At 70.7% G+C, this 17,743-nt stretch carries 14 protein-coding genes; 10 read left to right on the top strand and 4 right to left on the bottom strand.

Annotation, left to right across the window (positions count from 1 at the left end; all coding sequences use genetic code 11):
* Nucleotides 1–43: 43 nt before the first annotated feature.
* Together D892_RS0132415 and D892_RS0132410 are read right to left on the bottom strand one after the other, a co-directional pair.
* Entirely contained in the window at nt 44–856 is an 813-nt protein-coding gene (locus D892_RS0132415) for a hypothetical protein (protein ID WP_024805241.1), read from the bottom strand.
* A gap of 160 nt (nt 857–1,016) precedes the next feature.
* Nucleotides 1,017–1,844, bottom strand: coding sequence for a DUF3097 domain-containing protein (locus D892_RS0132410; protein WP_024805240.1), 828 nt, complete (start codon nt 1,842–1,844; stop codon nt 1,017–1,019).
* A 172-nt stretch (nt 1,845–2,016) separates the two neighbouring features.
* Here D892_RS0132410 and D892_RS0132405 point away from each other — a divergent pair, with 172 nt between their 5' ends.
* The 8 genes from D892_RS0132405 (at nt 2,017) to D892_RS0132370 (ending at nt 11,377) form a co-directional block, all read left to right on the top strand.
* Nucleotides 2,017–2,448 carry an NfeD family protein gene (locus D892_RS0132405; protein ID WP_024805239.1) on the top strand — a complete coding sequence of 144 codons (432 nt, stop codon included), beginning with the start codon at nt 2,017–2,019 and terminating at the stop codon, nt 2,446–2,448.
* On the top strand, nt 2,448–3,677 hold the full coding sequence (locus tag D892_RS0132400) for an SPFH domain-containing protein (protein WP_024805238.1): 1,230 nt from the start codon (nt 2,448–2,450) through the stop codon (nt 3,675–3,677). The genes D892_RS0132405 and D892_RS0132400 overlap by 1 nt, the downstream gene beginning before the upstream one ends.
* A gap of 98 nt (nt 3,678–3,775) precedes the next feature.
* A complete protein-coding gene (locus tag D892_RS0132395; RefSeq protein WP_024805237.1) occupies nt 3,776–5,137 on the top strand; it encodes a hypothetical protein in 1,362 nt (453 codons plus the stop codon).
* Entirely contained in the window at nt 5,134–7,329 is a 2,196-nt protein-coding gene (locus tag D892_RS0132390; RefSeq protein WP_156959771.1) for a hypothetical protein, read from the top strand. The genes D892_RS0132395 and D892_RS0132390 overlap by 4 nt, the downstream gene beginning before the upstream one ends.
* Nucleotides 7,326–9,203: a type IV pilus biogenesis/stability protein PilW gene (locus tag D892_RS0132385; protein ID WP_024805235.1), complete on the top strand. Its 1,878-nt coding sequence runs from the start codon at nt 7,326–7,328 to the stop codon at nt 9,201–9,203. Before D892_RS0132390 ends, D892_RS0132385 begins: the two co-directional genes overlap by 4 nt.
* Nucleotides 9,204–9,391: 188 nt before the next feature.
* Nucleotides 9,392–9,889 carry a CrcB family protein gene (locus D892_RS0132380; protein WP_024805234.1) on the top strand — a complete coding sequence of 166 codons (498 nt, stop codon included), beginning with the start codon at nt 9,392–9,394 and terminating at the stop codon, nt 9,887–9,889.
* Nucleotides 9,890–9,968: 79 nt separating this feature from the next.
* Nucleotides 9,969–10,331: a fluoride efflux transporter CrcB gene (gene crcB, locus D892_RS0132375; RefSeq protein WP_024805233.1), complete on the top strand. Its 363-nt coding sequence runs from the start codon at nt 9,969–9,971 to the stop codon at nt 10,329–10,331.
* 710 nt (nt 10,332–11,041) lie between these two features.
* On the top strand, nt 11,042–11,377 hold the full coding sequence (locus D892_RS0132370; protein ID WP_024805232.1) for a transglycosylase family protein: 336 nt from the start codon (nt 11,042–11,044) through the stop codon (nt 11,375–11,377).
* Between the two features lie 218 nt (nt 11,378–11,595).
* On the opposite strand, the gene D892_RS0132365 is transcribed toward D892_RS0132370, so the two are convergent.
* Both D892_RS0132365 and D892_RS0132360 read right to left on the bottom strand, forming a co-directional pair.
* Nucleotides 11,596–12,447 (bottom strand): SDR family oxidoreductase, encoded by an 852-nt coding sequence (locus tag D892_RS0132365; RefSeq protein WP_024805231.1) that lies wholly within the window; start codon nt 12,445–12,447, stop codon nt 11,596–11,598.
* Between the two features lie 182 nt (nt 12,448–12,629).
* A complete protein-coding gene (locus D892_RS0132360; RefSeq protein ID WP_024805230.1) occupies nt 12,630–13,316 on the bottom strand; it encodes a TVP38/TMEM64 family protein in 687 nt (228 codons plus the stop codon).
* Nucleotides 13,317–13,558: 242 nt separating this feature from the next.
* On the opposite strand from D892_RS0132360, the gene D892_RS0132355 reads away from it, so the two are divergent.
* Both D892_RS0132355 and scpA read left to right on the top strand, forming a co-directional pair.
* Nucleotides 13,559–15,433, top strand: a complete 1,875-nt coding sequence (locus tag D892_RS0132355) for a methylmalonyl-CoA mutase family protein (RefSeq protein WP_024805229.1) — start codon at nt 13,559–13,561, stop codon at nt 15,431–15,433.
* Nucleotides 15,434–17,731 (top strand): methylmalonyl-CoA mutase, encoded by a 2,298-nt coding sequence (gene scpA, locus D892_RS0132350; RefSeq protein WP_024805228.1) that lies wholly within the window; start codon nt 15,434–15,436, stop codon nt 17,729–17,731.
* The last annotated feature ends 12 nt before the right edge of the window (nt 17,732–17,743 follow it).

The following is a 17,743-nucleotide window of genomic DNA, read 5'->3' as shown; positions in this document are numbered from 1 at the left end:
AGGCGACGGCGGGCAGGCGCCGTGCCGAAAAGGGCTGCGGGCCTCAGTGTGTGCCGGCGGCGGAGTGCACCGCGGCGAGCCGGGCGGCGCGGATCGCATCCCACAGCGGGCGCAGCAGCGTCTCCTGTGCGTGCATGGCGCTCGCCGAGGCAGGGGAAGACGCCGGGGCCTGCTGCGCCACGGTGAGGATCGCCGCCACGTGGTCGGCGGTGTCGAGGATGCGGCGGGCCCGCAGCGGCGCCGAGTCCGGATAGATGTGCCGGGAATAGTCGGCCAGTTCGGCCTCCACCAGTTCCCTCGGGTCCATGTCGTCGGTGCCGACGCCCGTGGTCTGCACCTGCATCAGCGCGTCGGCGGCGTCGCGGACCGCCTCGCGCATCGTGTGCTCGGCCTCGCCCAGGGCCATATCGGGGACGGGATCCGGGATGGTGATGTGATAGACGGTCCACTGCAGGGTGTCCTCGGCGGACCACTGTGGAACCAGGCCGATGCCCTCCGCGCCGGGCGGCCCGGCCAGCAGGCCTTCCTCGGCTTCCAGTGCCGCCGTGGCGAACTCGGTGCCCGGCGGGACGCCGCGGACGTCGCCGGGCACCGGTAGCACCAGCCGCAGCCGGGCGTCCGGATCGTCCAGCGATTCGCGGATGACCTTGAGCAGCATCATGATTCCCGTACCGGGCGCGAGCGGTTCGGCGGTCGGCCACGGCAGCCCGGTGCGCCCGCCGGTGACCGGATCACCGGCGGCGACGCCGTGCCGCGGCGCCCAGGCCCGCAGCGCGTCCAGCACGTCGTCGGGCGCGCTGTGGCCGGCCAGCCAGGAACCGGCCCACACCGTCAGCGTCGCACTGGGAGAACACATGTTTCGAGCATAACTGGGCAATTGCCTGCCCACCCGGCGGTGTCCGGCAGCCGGGGGACGGCCGGTCGCCAGGCACGGGTCGCCCGGTCGGTGACCTCGGAGGTCCGCGGCCGGGACTCGAATACCGTTCGGGATACGCGCATTCCGCCGGGTACCGGGATCAGGGCATATCGGGTTCGGTGACGAAGTCGATGAGCCGCTCGACCGCGCCGATCAGTGGTGATTCCAGATCGCGGAAACTGCCGACGGCGTCGTAGACCCGCCGCCAGCCGTCGCGCGGCGTACCCCAGTCCAGGCGGCGGCAGACGCCGGTCTTCCAGTCCTCGCCGCGCGGCACCTCGGGCCAGGACGGGATCCCGAGCACCGCCGGGCGCACGGCCTGCCAGACGTCGATATAGGGATGACCGGTCACCAGGACGTGCGGGCCGAGACCGGTGGTCATGCCCGTCTCCTTGGATCCGGTGACCAGATGGTCGACCAGCACCCCGACCCGGCGGCCGGGTCCCGGCTCGAACTCGGCCAGCCGCTCGGCGAGGTTGTCCAATCCCTCGAGATGCTCGACGACCACGCCCTCCACGCGCAGGTCGTGCCCCCAGACCCGCTCGACCAGCGCGGCGTCGTGCACGCCCTCCACCCAGATCCGGCTGGTGCGCGCGACCCGCGCCCGCAGCCCCTCGACGCGCGTGGACCCCGAGGCCGAACGGGTCGGCCGTGCCGGGGCGGCCGCCTGCGGACGGACCAGGGTGACCGGTTGCCCGTCGATCAGGAACGCCGCCTCCCGCAGCGCGAACAGCCGCACCGCGCCGTGCCGGTCCTCGAGCTTGACGAAGTCGCCGTCGTAGCTGCGGTCGAAACCGACCACGGCGCCGCAGAATCCGGTGGCCGCGTCCTCGGCGACGAGATCGCGCTCCGCCGCCACCTCCGGTACCGCCCGCTTCCGCTTCCGGGTATGTCCCGCATAGATGTCCCCGTATTCCCGCGCACTCACGGCCTAGAAAATACCCGCAGCGGCGGTCCGGACCGCGGTCCGGGCGAGTGGGAATGCGGTGCCGCCCGGGCATACGCGCGCCTGCGACGTTCGCCGAGAAGTTCCCTCGAGACGATGTTCCGATTGCGCGTGTATCCGTTCATCGTGGGCTTTCGCACACTAGAGTGAGGTGGTGGCCGCAATCGTGTGGCTGGTCGCGGGGATACTGCTCGCGGCCGCCGAAATGCTCACCGGTGATTTCACGCTGCTCATGCTGGGTGGTGCCGCGCTCGCGACGGCGGGTGTGTCGGGGCTGGCGGGCACCTCGCTCCTGGTCGACGCCGTCGTCTTCGGCGTGAGCGCCATCGCGCTGATGTTGCTGGTGCGGCCGATGCTGTTGCGGCGCTTCGCGACTCCGCCGCCCACGCCCACCAATGTGGATGCGCTGTCGGGCAAGTCCGCGCGGGTGCTCGAGACGGTCAACGAGCACACCGGTCAGGTCAAGATCGGCGGTGAGGTGTGGAGCGCGCGCCCGATGCATCCGGGTGAGGAGTACCCCGAGGGTGAAACCGTCTACGTCATGAAGATCGACGGCGCGCACGCCGTCGTGTGGAAGGGGCCTTAATGGCTGTACTGATCGTCGCCATCGTCCTCGTTGTGCTGGTCGTGGTGGTGGTGTTCAAATCGATCGCGCTGGTGCCGCAGGCCGAGGCCGCGGTCATCGAGCGGCTGGGCCGGTATTCGCGCACCGTGTCCGGCCAGCTGACGTTCCTGGTGCCGTTCGCCGACCGGATCCGGGCGAAGGTCGATCTGCGCGAGCGCGTGGTGTCGTTCCCGCCGCAGCCGGTGATCACCCAGGACAACCTGACGGTTCAGATCGACTCGGTGGTGTACTTCCAGGTCACCAGCCCGCAGGCGGCGGTCTACGAGATCAGCAACTACATCGCGGCGGTCGAGCAGCTGACCATCACGACGCTGCGCAACGTGGTCGGCGGCATGACCCTGGAGGAGACCCTGACCTCCCGCGACCAGATCAACTCGCAGCTGCGCGGGGTGCTCGACGAGGCCACCGGCCGGTGGGGCCTGCGGGTCGCGCGAGTCGAGCTGAAGGCCATCGATCCGCCGCCGTCGATCCAGGAGTCGATGGAAAAGCAGATGAAGGCCGACCGCGAGAAGCGGGCCATGATCCTCACCGCGGAGGGTAACCGGGAGGCCCAGATCAAGTCCGCCGAGGGTTCCAAGCAGGCGCAGATCCTGACGGCGGAGGGCGACAAGCAGTCGGCCATCCTGGGCGCGGAGGGCGAACGGCAGAGCCGGATCCTGCGGGCGCAGGGTGAACGCGCCGCCGCCTACCTGCAGGCGCAGGGCCAGGCGAAGGCGATCGAAAAGGTCTTCGCCGCAATCAAATCCGGGAAGCCCACCCCGGAACTGCTTGCCTACCAGTACATGCAGACGCTGCCGCTGGTCGCCAAGGGCGATGCCAACAAGGTGTGGATGGTGCCCAGCGACTTCGGCAAGGCCCTGGAGGGCTTCGCGCGCAACTTCGGCACCCAGGGCGAGGACGGGGTGTTCCGCTACGAGCCGGCGCCCGACGGGGTGGCCGCCGATCGCCCGGAGGACGACTCCGACGAGGTCGCCGACTGGTTCGACATCAAGACCGATCCCGCCGCCGAACGGGCGGTGCGCGCGGCGGAGGCGGCGGCGGCCACACCGGTGGAATCGCCGGTGCCGCCGATCCCTTCGCGCAATCTGCCGCAGTCGCCGGGCGCGATCGGCGGCGCCCCGCCGTTCCCGCCGTCGCAGCCGGGCGAGAATCGGCCGTGGCAGCCGCCCGAGTACCCGCAGGGCCGGTAACACCGATGCGGTCCGGGCGGATGTTCCGGATAGCCGGTTCGTAGGACCGGCCCCCGGAGCTGACGCGCCGGGCCGCACCGAGGCGGTTATCGGGGACGATGGCGACGCGACGAGCGGTACTTCGGGCGGGGGCGCTCGCCCCGCTGCTGTCCGCCTGCGCGCCGGGAGTTTTCGGGAACGATCCGGGCGTCCTGCGCATCGCGGTGCCGTGGGACGGCGCGGGGCTGACGGCATTTCAGGCGGTCCTGGAGCGCATCCGCTCGCCCGGCGCGGATGCGTCGGCCTATCCCTATCCGGTCGATGTCCTGCCCTTGGGCGACGACGTGGATACCGCGCTCAATATCGCCGGTCGCGATGCGCCGGATATCGTGATGCTCCCGGAGGCCGGGCGGGTACGAGAGCTGGCCGGGACCGGATTGCGTGCGGTCGGTGACTCGCTGTGGACGGCGGCCGGCCCACCGCTCTACGGACCCCCGTGGCGGGAGCTGCTGTGGCACAGGACTATCGATGGCGACGCGGAGAGCCTGTACGGCGTGCCGTTCAAGGCCGCGAACAAGTCGCTGGTGTGGTACGACCGGGAGGCGTTCGGCGACGGGGACGCGCCGCGGTCCTGGGCGCTGTCGGACTGGCCGGACCGGATCGGCTCGTTCGCACGAGGCGAGCGCCGGCTGCTCGCTCTCGGTGCCGCGGACGGCTGGGTGCTGGCCGACATGTTCGCGAACGTCCTGCGCACCGTGGCGCCGGCGGACTATGAGGAGCTGACGGAACTCCCCGCCGATGCGCGCGGCGCGAATGTACCGGCGCCGCACCGGAACTGGGACCGCCCGGGGGTCCGTGCGGCCTTCACCGTGCTCGGACAGGTGTGGGGCCACCCGGATGCCTTCCCGGGCCGGGTCGCGGAGACGCTGCGCCGGCAGTTCTCCGATGCGATCCGCGACGTGTTCCTGTACCGGAGCGCCGCGATGGTGGTCGCCCCGGACTTCGCCGAACCCGTTGTCCGGCAGAGTCTTCGGCGGACCGGTCGTTCGACGGGCACGGTCGGGGTGATGCCGTTCCCGGCATTCGGCCGCGGATACCGGCCCCCGCGGATCGGGGGCGGCGATGTCATGGTGATCACCACGAAGGCGGGGGAGCGGGCCGAGGCCCTGGTCGCGGCGCTGGCCGCGAAGGAAGCGCCACAGCCCTGGATGGCCCGGTACGGCGGATTCGTCGCGCCACGGCGAGATACCACGAAACCCGCCTCCTACCAAGGGATCTTCAAGGACGTCGCCGGCGAGTTGAACGCGTGGGAGGTGTTCGGATTCGCCGATCTGCTGGGACCGCTGGGACGGCGCAACGGTCTCTGGCGGATCCTGACGAATTTCCTGGTCGACGTCGGATACCGGAGTCCCGGCCGGATCGGCGCGGCCACCGACGCGGCCATCGCGGGGCTGGCGGCCGCAGAGAGTGGCGTCCGGTGAAGGGTAGGGAATCGGCCCGGCCGGACGGCCGGATCAGCGGGTTCGGAGTGGAACTGGAACTGGCGCTGCGGCCCATGGCCGGGCCGCTGGTGGGTGGCCGGAATCTGAGCCGCCCGATGGCGGCGGCCATGCAACTGCCCGCGCTGGTGCTCATCGTGGCGTTGCTGGTGGTGCCGGCGGTCGCGACCGTCGTGCTCGCGGCCGGTCGGGGCGACGGCCGCGCGATCGTGGCCTGGTGCGCGGTCGTCGTCGTGGCCGGCGCCCTGCTGACGCGGTTGTGGCGCAGTCGTCGGAGCCCGGCAGGATCGAGTGGATCGTGGGCCGTCCCGGCCGGGCCGCGTTCGAAGGTGCGATATGTCGCGGAATGGCCCGGCGAACCTCACCGGGAATTCGCGGGATCGATCGTGTTGCTGGTCGTACCTTTCGCCGGGGTCGCGGCGGCCGGTCCCCGGCATGGGGAGTCGCTGCCGTACTGGTCGCTGTTCCTCACCGCCGCACTGTGTGTCGTGTGGTGGGGCCGTGGCGGCCGGGACCCGTGGACCGTGTCGAAGGCCGCGGTGATACCGGCGGCTGCCCTGGTCACCGCGGGTGCGGCGATCGTGTCGACGCTCGGCGGCGACGGCGCCAGGGCCTACGCCTTCACACTGGGCTGGGTGGTCGCGGCCACGCTGATCCTGCTGATCGCCCTGCTGTCGGCGTGGAAGACCCGGCGCGCCTGGTGGCCCTGGTGGCCGCTGATCCTGTCGTTCGCGGTGTCGCCGTTCGTGGCGGGCCTGGCCTTCCGGCTGCTGTTCGAGCCGATCGTCTACCCGGCGGAAAGTGTTCTGCTGCAAGTAGTTCTGTATCTGGTGATGCTCGTCGTCGCCTTCGTGTGGACGTGGTCCGGCGCGCTGTTCGTGCTGCTGCGTTCGGCGGCCGACGCCGTCGAGTCCGACCCGGTGCGCAAGCGACACCTCGGCCCGCATCCGCGGTGGCCGTCGAGGCGGTCCGACCCGAAGGGTACGTCGTGGTCGCGGGTGTGCCGGGAGTGGTGGCAGTGGATCGAACGACTGGTCGATCTGCTGAATCCGGTGTTGCTGATGCTCTGGCTGGTGGTGGCGGTGGCCGCGGCGCGGGTGTTCGACGTGGTGCTGATCGCGGTCCCCGGCTCCCAGCAGTACGCGCTGGACACCTCGACCGTGTACTGGTGGCATCTGACCATCGACGGCCCGGCGAATCGTGCTGCGGCGGCGGTCTATTCGATTCCGCTGGCGGTGGTCGTCGGGCTGGGCGCGTGGCTGCTGCAAACGGGCGTGCGCAGGCACGGCACGCGCTGGAGCGCTCCGGCGGCACGAGCGATACCGGTGCATCTGGCGCTGCGTTCGGGTCCGGCATCGGGTCGGTGGGGCCTGCCGGGGGCCCGCCCGGCTCGGCTGCGCATCATCGGACCGGGTCTGCGCGCGGGCCTGCTGCCGATCCTGATGCTGGCTCCGCTGATCGCCCTGATCGTGGCGAGCTGGGCCGGACCGGACGGCTCCGCGTTCACCGGCCCTCGTTCGGTGTGGCAGGACACGGAGCTGTGGCACGCGCTGCTGACCGCCGCCTGGGTCGCGATCGTGGCGACGTGCCTGACCGTCACGGCCGCGCTGCCGCCCGCGTTCTACGCGGCGACACTGGATCCGCGAGGGGTGCGCTCGCGTCTCGCCGTGGCGGCCCTGGTGGTGCTGGCGGCGATGCCGGTGCAGGTCTACATCGGGCCGATCCGGGCATTCATCGAGGACAACAGCCTGGCGGGAACCTCGATGCCGCTGATCCTCACGCATTCGGCGATCGGCCTGCCGATCGCGATCCTGATCCTGCGCGGCGCCCTGCTGGCCCCGGAGGACAGCCCGATCGCGGATGTGGGGCGCGGGCTGATCCCGACGTCGATCGCCGCCCGGTACGTGCTGGGCACCGCGGGCCCGGCCGTGGGCGCGGTCGCGGTGCTCGAGATGGTGCAGATCTGGAACGACTTCTTCATCGGGCAGCAGGTCGGCGGTGCGGATGCGAGCCCGTGGTCGCTGCTGCTGTGGAGCGAGGCGCGGGCGTTCCACGACAACATGGCGCATCTGGCGGCCGGCGCGCTGCTCGCGGCGATTCCGCCGGTCGTCCTCGTCCTGCTGACCTGGCGGCGGTTGCTGGTTCCCGGCCTGACGGGAGGCGAACTGCGGTGACATCGGTACCGGAACGCCCGGCCGAACCGGCCGGCGAACCCGGATCGTCGCTGGACGTGATCTCGAAATCCTCGGTGTGGCAAGGGTTTCTGAGCGGTTCCTCGGTGATCGCCACCTCGATCCTGCTGGAGATCGTCAGCAAGTTGCTGGAGAGCTGGGTGGACGAGAGCCGGATGCTGGTTTCGGTGTCGTCCTGGCTGAGCCGGGTGGCCGCGCTGGTCGTCGTCTCCGCCGGTGCGTACCTGTTGTGGCGCAAGGCCACCGAGGTGCGGATGCGCTGGCGGGCCGAGCGGGATATCCGGATGACCGCGGATCTCGTGCCGCCGGGGCCGGAGGTGAGGGCGGAGGAGTCCGCATCCCCGCTCGGTGCCGAGTCCGCATCGGGCATGCCGGTAGATGCGCTCGAACCCGCCCGTGGCGGTGGGAGGCCGGCGCTGCCGGACGATCCGGTGGTGGCCGTGCTGAAGACGCTGCCCTTCGCCGAGTACGAGACGGCGGCGCTGTACGAGATGGTGTCGGCGATGGGGACGGTGGGGGTGCGGCTGCCCAGCCGCGAGGCCGGTGACCTGTTCTCCGAGCGCGCGGAGATCGACCGCCTGGTGGCGGCGGGCCTGGTGCACCGTGTGGTCCGGGACCGGGTCCGGGTGCGCTGGCAGCCGCCGGCGGGCGGCTTCGACCGGCGGGTGGTGGACGGAGACCGGTGGCAGGCCGCGGTGCCCGCGCTCATCCGGTATCACGCGGACCGGGCCCGGCGCTGGTCCGCGGCGCTGGACAGCGCGCGACTGGCGGTCGGCGCACGCCGGTGGTTCGAATCGGAGGGGGAGTACCTGCGGAATCTGCTGTCGACCTGTCTGACCCTGTCGAAGGAGAACGCGCTGCCGGCGGGCGTCGGGGACCTGGTGCACATCGCCGACGCCCTGGATTCCTGGTACGCGCGCAACGGATGGGACGCCATGAGAACCGCGGTGGCCGATATCGTCTGGGAACTGACGAGACCGCTGGACGGGGGAACGTCCGAATTTCCGCTCGAACACGACCTGGCGGCGATCCGGGCCGGTAGGACACCCGTCGAGGCCGGTTCCGGTGCGGGGCAGGCCACGATCCGGGCCGGGGAGAAGTCCACCCGCGCCTTGTCGGTGACCTGGCTGCACCGATACCGCGCGGGTTTGTCGGCTCGGTGGGATCAACGTCTCGCCAGGATCTGGCTGGGTCGGCCGGGCGGGCTCGGCAACGCGGAGCGGGCGCTGAAGCGAGCGTGGAATCGCCTGCCGCGCAAGGATGTCGTCGGTGAGGTCAGCGTCCTGATCGATCTGTCGGTGGTGCACCTGTACCAGGGGCGCCTGGAGGCCGCGCGCAACCGTCTGGCGGTCGCCGAATCGCTCGCCCGGAACGGACGGGATCCCTCGGGCCTCGCGCAGGTGTACGAGACCCTCGGGGTGCTGTGGTGGCTGCGCGGCGAGCCGCGCCGGGCGTTGCGCCACTGGCAGCGCGCCCTCACCCGGTACCGGGATCTCGATCACCGGCTGGGCATCTCGCGCTGCCTACGGCATCTGGGCTCGGTCGTCCGCGTCGCCCCCGAGTACGGGAGTCTGCTGGTGGACGAGACCGACGAGAACGAGTTGCGCCGCCGGGCCGAGCGCTGGTGCGCCGACGCCGACGCGCTGCGGCCGACGTCACCGCGGGAGAAACGCGAGCCGGAGCGGCGGGAGCCGGCGGCAGAGCCGGCGAGCGAAGGCACGGCCCGCCGGCAACGCGACATCCCGCCGAAGTCGGGCTCGGCAGGACTGGGCCCGGGCGTGCACCCCGCAGGACCGCATGGTGTGGGCGCGATCGACCACTGGCCCGCCGCGGCTCCGGACGAGCGCGGGTCGTGATCTCGCGGATTGTTCATGGTCTCGCGCACCGCGGCTCCGGCGCCGGAACGGATCCGGCTATCCTGACGTACGGATGCGGCGGTGGGGCTCGCCGCTCCGGGATCGGCCCGGAACAACCGCGGCATGCCCGCCGCCGACAGTCCCTACCCGATACCGACCCGCGTGGTCGAGTCGTGTAGGAGACGTGTGTGACCAGTAGGCGAATCGAGCCGCCGGATCCGGCGGAGCCGATCGAGCCGGATATCGAGCCGGCGCGGCGCGAACGGGCGCGGTTCCCCGTCGGGGTGCTGTGCGTGATCGGCATCGGCGGTGGCCTGGGCGCGCTCGCCCGCTACGGGCTCGCCCGGTGGTGGCCGACGCCCCCTGGCGGATTTCCGTGGGCCACCTTCGTCACCAATGTCTCGGGCTGTTTCCTGATCGGCGTGCTGATGGTCGCGATCACCGATATCCGGACCGCGCACCCGCTGGTCCGCCCGTTCCTGGGCGTCGGAGTGCTCGGCGGGTTCACCACGTTCTCCACCTATGCCGACGAGGCCCGCGACCTGCTGCGCCCGGACACCGTGGTGACGGGGTTCGGTTATCTCGCGGGCACGCTGGTGTGCGCGCTGCTCGCCACGCTCGCCGCGATGCGCCTGACCCGTGGTGTGTACGAGGGAGTGCGCGCCCGGCGGAAGGGTGCCGCGTGAGCCCGGCCGCGGCGGCGGGGGAGCGCCCGGACGGGACGTCGGGCCGTCGTGCGGGTGCGCCGATGCGGGAGTGCCGCTCGTGACGGCCGTGCTCGTGTTCCTCGGCGCGATGGTCGGCGCGCCGCTGCGCTATCTCATCGATCGGGCCGTCCTGAGCCGGCACGACGGCGTCTTTCCGTGGGGCACGTTCCTGGTGAACCTCACCGGTTGCCTCGTACTCGGCGGCCTCACCGGAGCGGCCCTGGGCACGCCGGCCCTCGCGCTGCTGGGCACCGGGTTCTGTGGCGCCTTGACCACCTACAGCACCTTCGGTTACGAGACCGTCCGCCTGGCCGAGGAGCGCAGTTATCTGTACGCCGCGCTGAACGTGGTCGTCAGCGTGGTGTCGGGGCTGGGGGCGACGCTGCTGGCCTACACGACGGTGCAGGCCCTCTGCGCCTGATCGAGTCCCCGCGGACCGTTCGAGGTCGTCACGGCGGATACGGGCGCGGTCCGGTATGTCCGGTGCCGGTGTCGCAAATGTCTTGGGGGGACGTCGATTCGGGCTTCCGGGCCATTGTCTCCCGATTCGCGTTTCTCGGGAATCCCGGAGTGGCGAAACGAATTACCTCCGAGTCCGCGGTGTCGAGAGATGAACGGGCGGTGACACAGTTCTCGGTGCGCCGGCCGGGAGCCGAACCACGGCAGTGGTGATCCGTTCTTGTCGATAGCGGGTCATCTGCCGGATGATCAAGATCAATTGCTGTACGCTTCCGCACGCTCGCTCGGTGGCCTCATGCCGTGAAATAGGACCGGTGGTGAGGCGGTATACCTGTCCATTAAACGTGACCTGGGTCACAATTTCGTAGTGATCCCGAACACATAACGGCAAGATAACTACGACTTTGTAATACACATTTCGTCCGTTTTAAGCTGCATAAACGACAACCGTCTGACGTACTGGTCGAGACTTAATGGTTGTTATTGCAACGTGATCTACCGATATTTGTTCGTTACCGTCGTCGGCGGCCCGTGAACCGGGCTGAAACTCGGATCGCCGAACACCGGCAACCCTGTCCCGCGATTCGAGTTCGACCCCGACATCCACTGGGGACAGGGGCCCGACGGTGCATCGCCACCGGGCCGGCTGGGCGCAGGTAGGAACCATTACACATGTCTCGGATCCGTAAGTTCAGCTCTCGCACCCTCGGTCTCACCGCCGTCGCCGGCGCCCTGTTCGCCGTTCCGTTCGGCCTGACCGCCACCGCGTCCGCCTCGGGCGGCCACGACTGGGACGCCGTCGCGCAGTGCGAGGCCAGCGGCAACTGGGGCGCCAACACCGGTAACGGTTACTACGGCGGCCTGCAGTTCACCCAGAGCACCTGGAGCTCCTACGGCGGCAGCGGCAGCCCCGCCGACGCCAGCCGCGAGGAGCAGATCGCCGTCGCGGAGAACGTGCTCGCCGGTCAGGGCGCCGGTGCCTGGCCCGTGTGCGGCGCCTACCTGTAAGGCCCGGTCGGGAATTCCGCAACGCCCCGCGGCCGTATCGCCCGGACGACACCACGCGAACGCCGCGGGCAATTCGGAGGGCTCCGCAGGACGTATCGAAAGGTGCTGCGGAGAATCCGAGTTCGACGGCCCCGCCCCGGGTTCGCCCGGGGCGGGGCCGAGTCGTCTCCGGACGACGAACGGCCCGGCGGGCGCGGTCGCGTGGGCCGTCCTGCGCGCTACCCGAGCCCGTCCGGGGGCCAGCGGCGGAATCCGCCCTCGGAGTCGATGACGTTCCCGGTGATCCATTCGGCCTCGTCGGTGGCCAGCCAGGAGATCAGCCGGGCCGGATCGTCGGGCATTCCCCAGCGCCCGGCCGGGAACCGCCCGGCGACGAACTCGTAGTCCGCGCCGTCGAGGTAGTCGGTGTCGACGGGGCCGGGATTGACAGTGTTCACGGTGATCCGCTGGTCCGCCAACGATGTTGCGAGAGTGCGGGTTATCGACGCGAGCGCCCCTTTCTGCAACGCGTAGGCCAGCTCACCGGGCATGCCGTCGGCGATGTCCTGTCCGGAGGTCATCATGACGACCCGGCCGCCGGGCCGTGATGCGCGAGCGGTGGCGAATGCCTGGACCAACAGGATCACCGACCGCGTATCGATGGCCCAGTGCTCGTCGAGCATGGCGGCGTCGATGGTGTCGAGTGTGCCGTCGCCGCCGCTGAGCGCGTGGTTGGCGACGAGAATGTCGAGGGTGCCCAACGCATCCGTCGCCTCGGCGACGAGCCGGGCGGGTGCCGCGGGATCGGACAGATCGCCCGGACCGTCGGCGACGCGGGCGTCGGAATCGGCGAGCGCCGCGCGCACCCCGGCCGCGACATCGGCGGGCCGGTCCGCGCCCCAGGGCAGTTTCGCATCGTGTGGCACGTGGTGATGCAGATAGACGCTCGCGCCGTAGGCGGCGAGCCGGCGCGCCACGGCGTACCCGATTCCGCCACGCCGGCTGGCACCGGTAACCAATGCGGTTCGGCCGCGCAGCGGCAGCGGATCGCGGCGCAGTTGCTCCGGGGTCGGATGCGGTAGCAGGGGCATGATCGACAGGGTCGCATCGCGGACCGCCTACCGGCATCCGAATTTCGCCGGCGACCGCCGGGGCGCCGGTCGGACGAGCGGCCGGGACGGCGGCCACCAGCGCCTCGGCCGTCTGGAATGTCGTCGACGGCAAACGGGCGCCGCCGACTCGGCGGGCAGGGGGCGCCGACCGGGCACGCCGATCAGGTATGGACCGGTTCCTCTTCCGCGGCAACGGGATCGGCGAACTGCTCGGCTCCCCATCGGGCGTCGACGATCAGCCCGATCACGCCGAGCGCCAGGCATACCCCCGACAGCACCAGGAATCCCGGATCGGTGCGGCCGGTGAGCGCGTCGCCGAGCACGACCACGCCGACGGTGCCGGGAAGGATGCCGAGCACGGTGGCGAGCAGGTACGGCAGCATCCGGATGGACGACAGCCCGGCGCAGTAGTTGATCACCGAGAACGGCACGGCCGCGATCAACCGCAGCGAGCCCACGGCCAGCCAGCCGCGCCGCTCGAGCCTGCGGTCCACCGCGCGCACCGCGGGATGGGTCAGCCGCGCCGCGACCCGCTGCCGGTCCAGCGTGCGCACCAGGAGCAGGGCCAGCACGGCGCTCACGGTCGTCGCCGCCACCGCCACGCCGATGCCGAGCACCGGGCCGAACAGCAGGCCGGCGCTGAGGGTGAAGACCGTGCGGGGAAACGGCGCCACCGTGATGATCGCGTGCACGGCGAAGAACACCAGGGGAAACAGCGGCCCGACCGAATGCGCCCAGTCCCGGATCTGCTGCGGGGCCGGGTGCGGAGCCAGCAGAGCGGCCGCGAGCAGCGCCCCGCCGAGTACCAGCAGCGCGAGGACACGCGGATTGCGGAGTCTGCTCAGCACCGCGCCAGGTTACCCGGTGGTATGGGAGGCTGCGCGAACATTTCGTGACCGGGCGATTAGCATCAGGGGTGCGACGACGAATGCTCGTTAACCGAAGCGCCTGCCGACCTGCTCGAATCGTAGCTCGAGCGTCATGTGAACGAAACACGCAGCGGGCTGCGAAGGTGATGCGAAGGGTTGGGCCGGGGCCGGTTGTCCGGTACAGCTGAAGTAGCGGATCGAGTGGAAGAGGAACAGCAGCGATGCCGATGGGTTCGGATTCGGGTACGGACGTCGTGCCCGAGTATGCCGCATGGCGCAAGGGCGTGGCCGGAGTTTTGGCCAAGAGCCGCAAGGTGGACGCGTCCGAGCTCGGTGACGAGCCGGAGCGGCTGCTCGGCGTCTCGACCTACGACGGGCTGACGGTAGCCCCGCTCTACACCCGGCGCGACGAGCTGCCCGAGCGGCCGCTGCCGGGCGAATTCCCGTTCGTGCGCGGCACCGACGCCACCCGGGACGTGCGGCGCGGCTGGCATGTCGCGGCCCGCTTCGGGGGCGGCGACGCCGCCGCGGTGAACCGGGAGCTGCTGTCGGCGCTGGAGAACGGCGTCGGCGCGGTATGGCTGGGCGCCGGTGCGCGCGGCGTGGCGGTCGACGACCTGCCGGTGGCGCTGCGCGGGATGTTGTTCGAGCTGGCGCCGCTGGTGCTGGACGCGGGTGCGGACGCGAAAGCGGTTGCCGCCCGGCTGTTCTCGGTGCTGGACGAGTACCGGATCGAGGGCGTCGCCGAGCCGGATCGCGCCGATATCCAGATCTCGCTCGGCGTCACGCCGCTGACCAGCCGGTTCGCCGGTAGCGAGCACGCCGACACGGAGACCGCCGTGGTGCTGGCGCGGGAGGCGATCGCCCGGCCGGAGACGGTGCGCGCGCTCACCGTGTGCGGCCTCGCCTTTCACGAGGCGGGCGCCTCGGACGCGCAGGAGCTCGGTGCCGCGGTGGCCGCGGGTCTGGCGTACCTGCGGCTGCTCACCGACGCCGGCATCGATGTCGCGGATGCGCTGGGCCAGGTGATGTTCCGGTTCGCCGCCACCGACGACCAGTTCGAGACCATCGCGAAGTTCCGGGCGGGCCGCCGGTTGTGGGCGCGGGTGGCGCACGAACTGGGCGCCCCGGCATCCGGTGGCGCGCCGCAGTACGCGGTCACGTCGGCGGCCATGATGACCCAGCGCGATCCGTGGGTGAACATGCTGCGGACCACGCTGGCGGCGTTCGGCGCCGGGGTAGGCGGCGCCGACTACGTGACGGTGCTGCCGTTCGATTCGGCCCTGCCGCCGGGCGAGGTCGAGGTGTCGCAGGCGTTTTCCGAGCGGATGGCGCGCAATACCCAGTTGCTCCTGCTCGAGGAGTCGCATCTGGGCCACGTGCGCGACCCGGGCGCCGGGTCCTGGTACGTGGAGAGCCTGACCGAGGGGCTGGCCGGCAAGGCGTGGGAGTTCATGCAGGAGATCGAGCGGGCCGGGGGGTACCTGGCGGCGCTCGAGTCGGGACTGCTGGCGGAGCGCATCGCGGCGGTGCGCGCACAGCGGGAAAACGATGTGGCACACCGGAAGACGGCGGTCACCGGCGTCAACGAGTTCCCCGACGCGGGCGAGCGCCCGCTGTCGGAACAGGCGCGCCGGCCGGGCCGGGTGGCGCGCTACGGCGCGGCCTTCGAGGAACTGCGCAACCGCTCGGATGCCTGTCTGGCCGCGCACGGCGCCCGGCCTCGGGTGGTGCTGATCCCGCTGGGCCCGATCGCCGAGCACAACGTGCGGGTCACCTTCACCGCGAACCTGATGGCGTCGGGCGGGATCGAGGCGATCAATCCGGGCGCGCTGGAGATGTCGGGAATCGGTGCGGCCGCAACCGAATCCGGCGCCACGGTCGCCGTGCTGTGCGGCTCCGACGCCCGTTATGCTACCGAGGTCGGCCCGGCCGTCGAGCAACTGCGCGGCGCGGGCGTGGCGACGGTGCTGCTGGCCGGGCCGGAGAAGGCGGTGGCCGAATTGACCGGTACGCAGCGGCCGGACGGATTCCTGACGGCCCGCATGGATGCGGTGGCGGCCCTGTCCGGCCTGCTGGAAAAGCTGGGAGCGTAGATGACCACACGAGAAACCGAGCATGTCATCGGCAGTTTCGCCGAGGTGCCGCTGGGCGATCCGGCGGTGGACCGCGCATCGAATACGACCGCGCGGGTCGATGCGTTCGTCGCGGCCGCCGCGGCGGCGAATCACCAGTCGCCCGAACAACTGGTGTGGCCGACGCCCGAGGGCATCGACGTGCCGCCGGTGTTCACCGAGGCCGATCGGGATCGCATTGTCGCCGAGGGATATCCGCTGGATTCGGTACCCGGCGTCGCGCCGTTCGTGCGCGGTCCGTACCCGACGATGTATGTGAACCAGCCGTGGACGATCCGCCAGTACGCGGGCTTCTCCACGGCGGCCGATTCCAACGCCTTCTACCGGCGCAATCTGGCGGCCGGGCAGAAGGGCCTGTCGGTGGCGTTCGACCTCGCCACGCACCGCGGCTACGACTCCGACCACCCGCGCGTGACCGGTGACGTCGGCATGGCGGGCGTGGCCATCGACTCCATCCTGGACATGCGGGAACTGTTCGATCACATTCCGCTGGACCAGGTCTCGGTGTCGATGACGATGAACGGCGCGGTGCTGCCGATCCTGGCGCTCTACGTCGTGGCCGCCGAGGAGCAGGGCGTCAAGCCCGAACAGCTGGCCGGAACCATTCAGAACGACATTCTGAAGGAGTTCATGGTCCGCAACACCTACATCTATCCGCCGAAGCCGTCGATGCGGATCATCTCCGACATCTTCGCCTACACCTCGGCCCGGATGCCGAAGTTCAACTCCATCTCCATCTCCGGCTATCACATTCAAGAGGCCGGTGCCACAGCGGATCTGGAACTGGCCTACACCCTCGCCGACGGCGTGGAGTACATCCGCGCCGGGCTGGACGCGGGCATGGAGATCGACCAGTTCGCGCCGCGGCTGTCGTTCTTCTGGGCGATCGGCATGAACTTCTTCATGGAGGTCGCGAAGCTGCGCGCCGGGCGGCTGCTGTGGAGCGAGCTGGTCTCGAAGTTCGAGCCGAAGAATCAGAAATCGCTGTCGCTGCGCACCCATTCGCAGACCTCCGGATGGTCGCTCACCGCGCAGGACGTGTTCAACAACGTCGCCCGCACGTGTGTGGAGGCCATGGCGGCGACCCAGGGCCACACCCAGTCGCTGCACACCAACGCCCTCGACGAGGCGCTGGCGCTGCCGACCGACTTCTCCGCCCGCATCGCGCGCAATACCCAGCTGCTCATCCAGCAGGAGTCCAACACCACCCGGCCGATCGACCCGTGGGGCGGCTCCTACTACCTGGAGTGGCTGACCCACCAGCTGGCCGAGCGCGCGCGGGCGCACATCGCCGAGGTGGAGGCGCACGGCGGTATGGCACAGGCGATTTCGGAGGGCATTCCGAAGCTGCGCATCGAGGAGGCCGCCGCCCGCACCCAGGCCCGCATCGACACCGGCCAGCAGCCGGTGATCGGCGTGAACAAGTACCAGGTCGACGAGGATCAGCAGATCGAGGTCCTCAAGGTCGAGAACTCGCGGGTGCGCGCCGAGCAGGAGGAGAAGCTGCGCCGGCTGCGCGCCGACCGCGACCCGGACGAGGTCCGGCGTGCGCTGGCCGAATTGTCCAGGGCCGCGGCGTGGGAACGGAGCTCGCGGAGTGACCCGGCCGACGGCGGCATGGGCAACAACCTGCTCGCCCTGGCGATCGATGCCGCGCGCGCGAAGGCCACCGTCGGCGAGATCTCCGACGCGCTGGAGCAGGTGTACGGGCGGCACCAGGCCGAGATCCGTACCCTCTCGGGCGTATACCGGGAGGAGGCCGGAAAGGTGACCAATATCAGCCGGGCCATCGATCTCGTCGAGGAATTCGCCGAGGCCGAGGGCCGCCGCCCGCGCATCCTGGTCGCCAAGATGGGTCAGGACGGGCACGACCGGGGCCAGAAGGTGATCGCCACGGCCTTCGCCGATCTCGGCTTCGATGTCGATGTGGGCCCGCTGTTCCAGACGCCGGAGGAGGTGGCGCGGCAGGCGGCCGACAACGACGTGCACGTCGTGGGCGTGTCGTCGCTGGCGGCCGGTCACCTGACGCTGGTGCCCGCGCTGCGGCAGGCACTGGCGGACGTCGGCCGCCCCGACATCCTGGTGATCGTCGGCGGCGTGATCCCGCCGGGCGATTTCGAGGAGCTGCATCGCGCCGGCGCCGCGGCGATCTTCCCGCCGGGCACGGTGATCGCCGACGCCGCCGTGGACCTGTTGCAGAAGCTCGCCGGGGAACTGGGCCACGAGATCGGCGGTAGCGCTCCCACCGGAGCGGAATGAGCGGTCGAGGTC

It is taken from the genome of Nocardia sp. BMG51109 (genome assembly GCF_000526215.1).
Taxonomy (GTDB): Bacteria; Actinomycetota; Actinomycetes; order Mycobacteriales; family Mycobacteriaceae; genus Nocardia.
The sequence above is the reverse complement of the archived record's forward strand: the minus strand, read 5'-3'. Positions and strand labels throughout refer to the sequence as shown.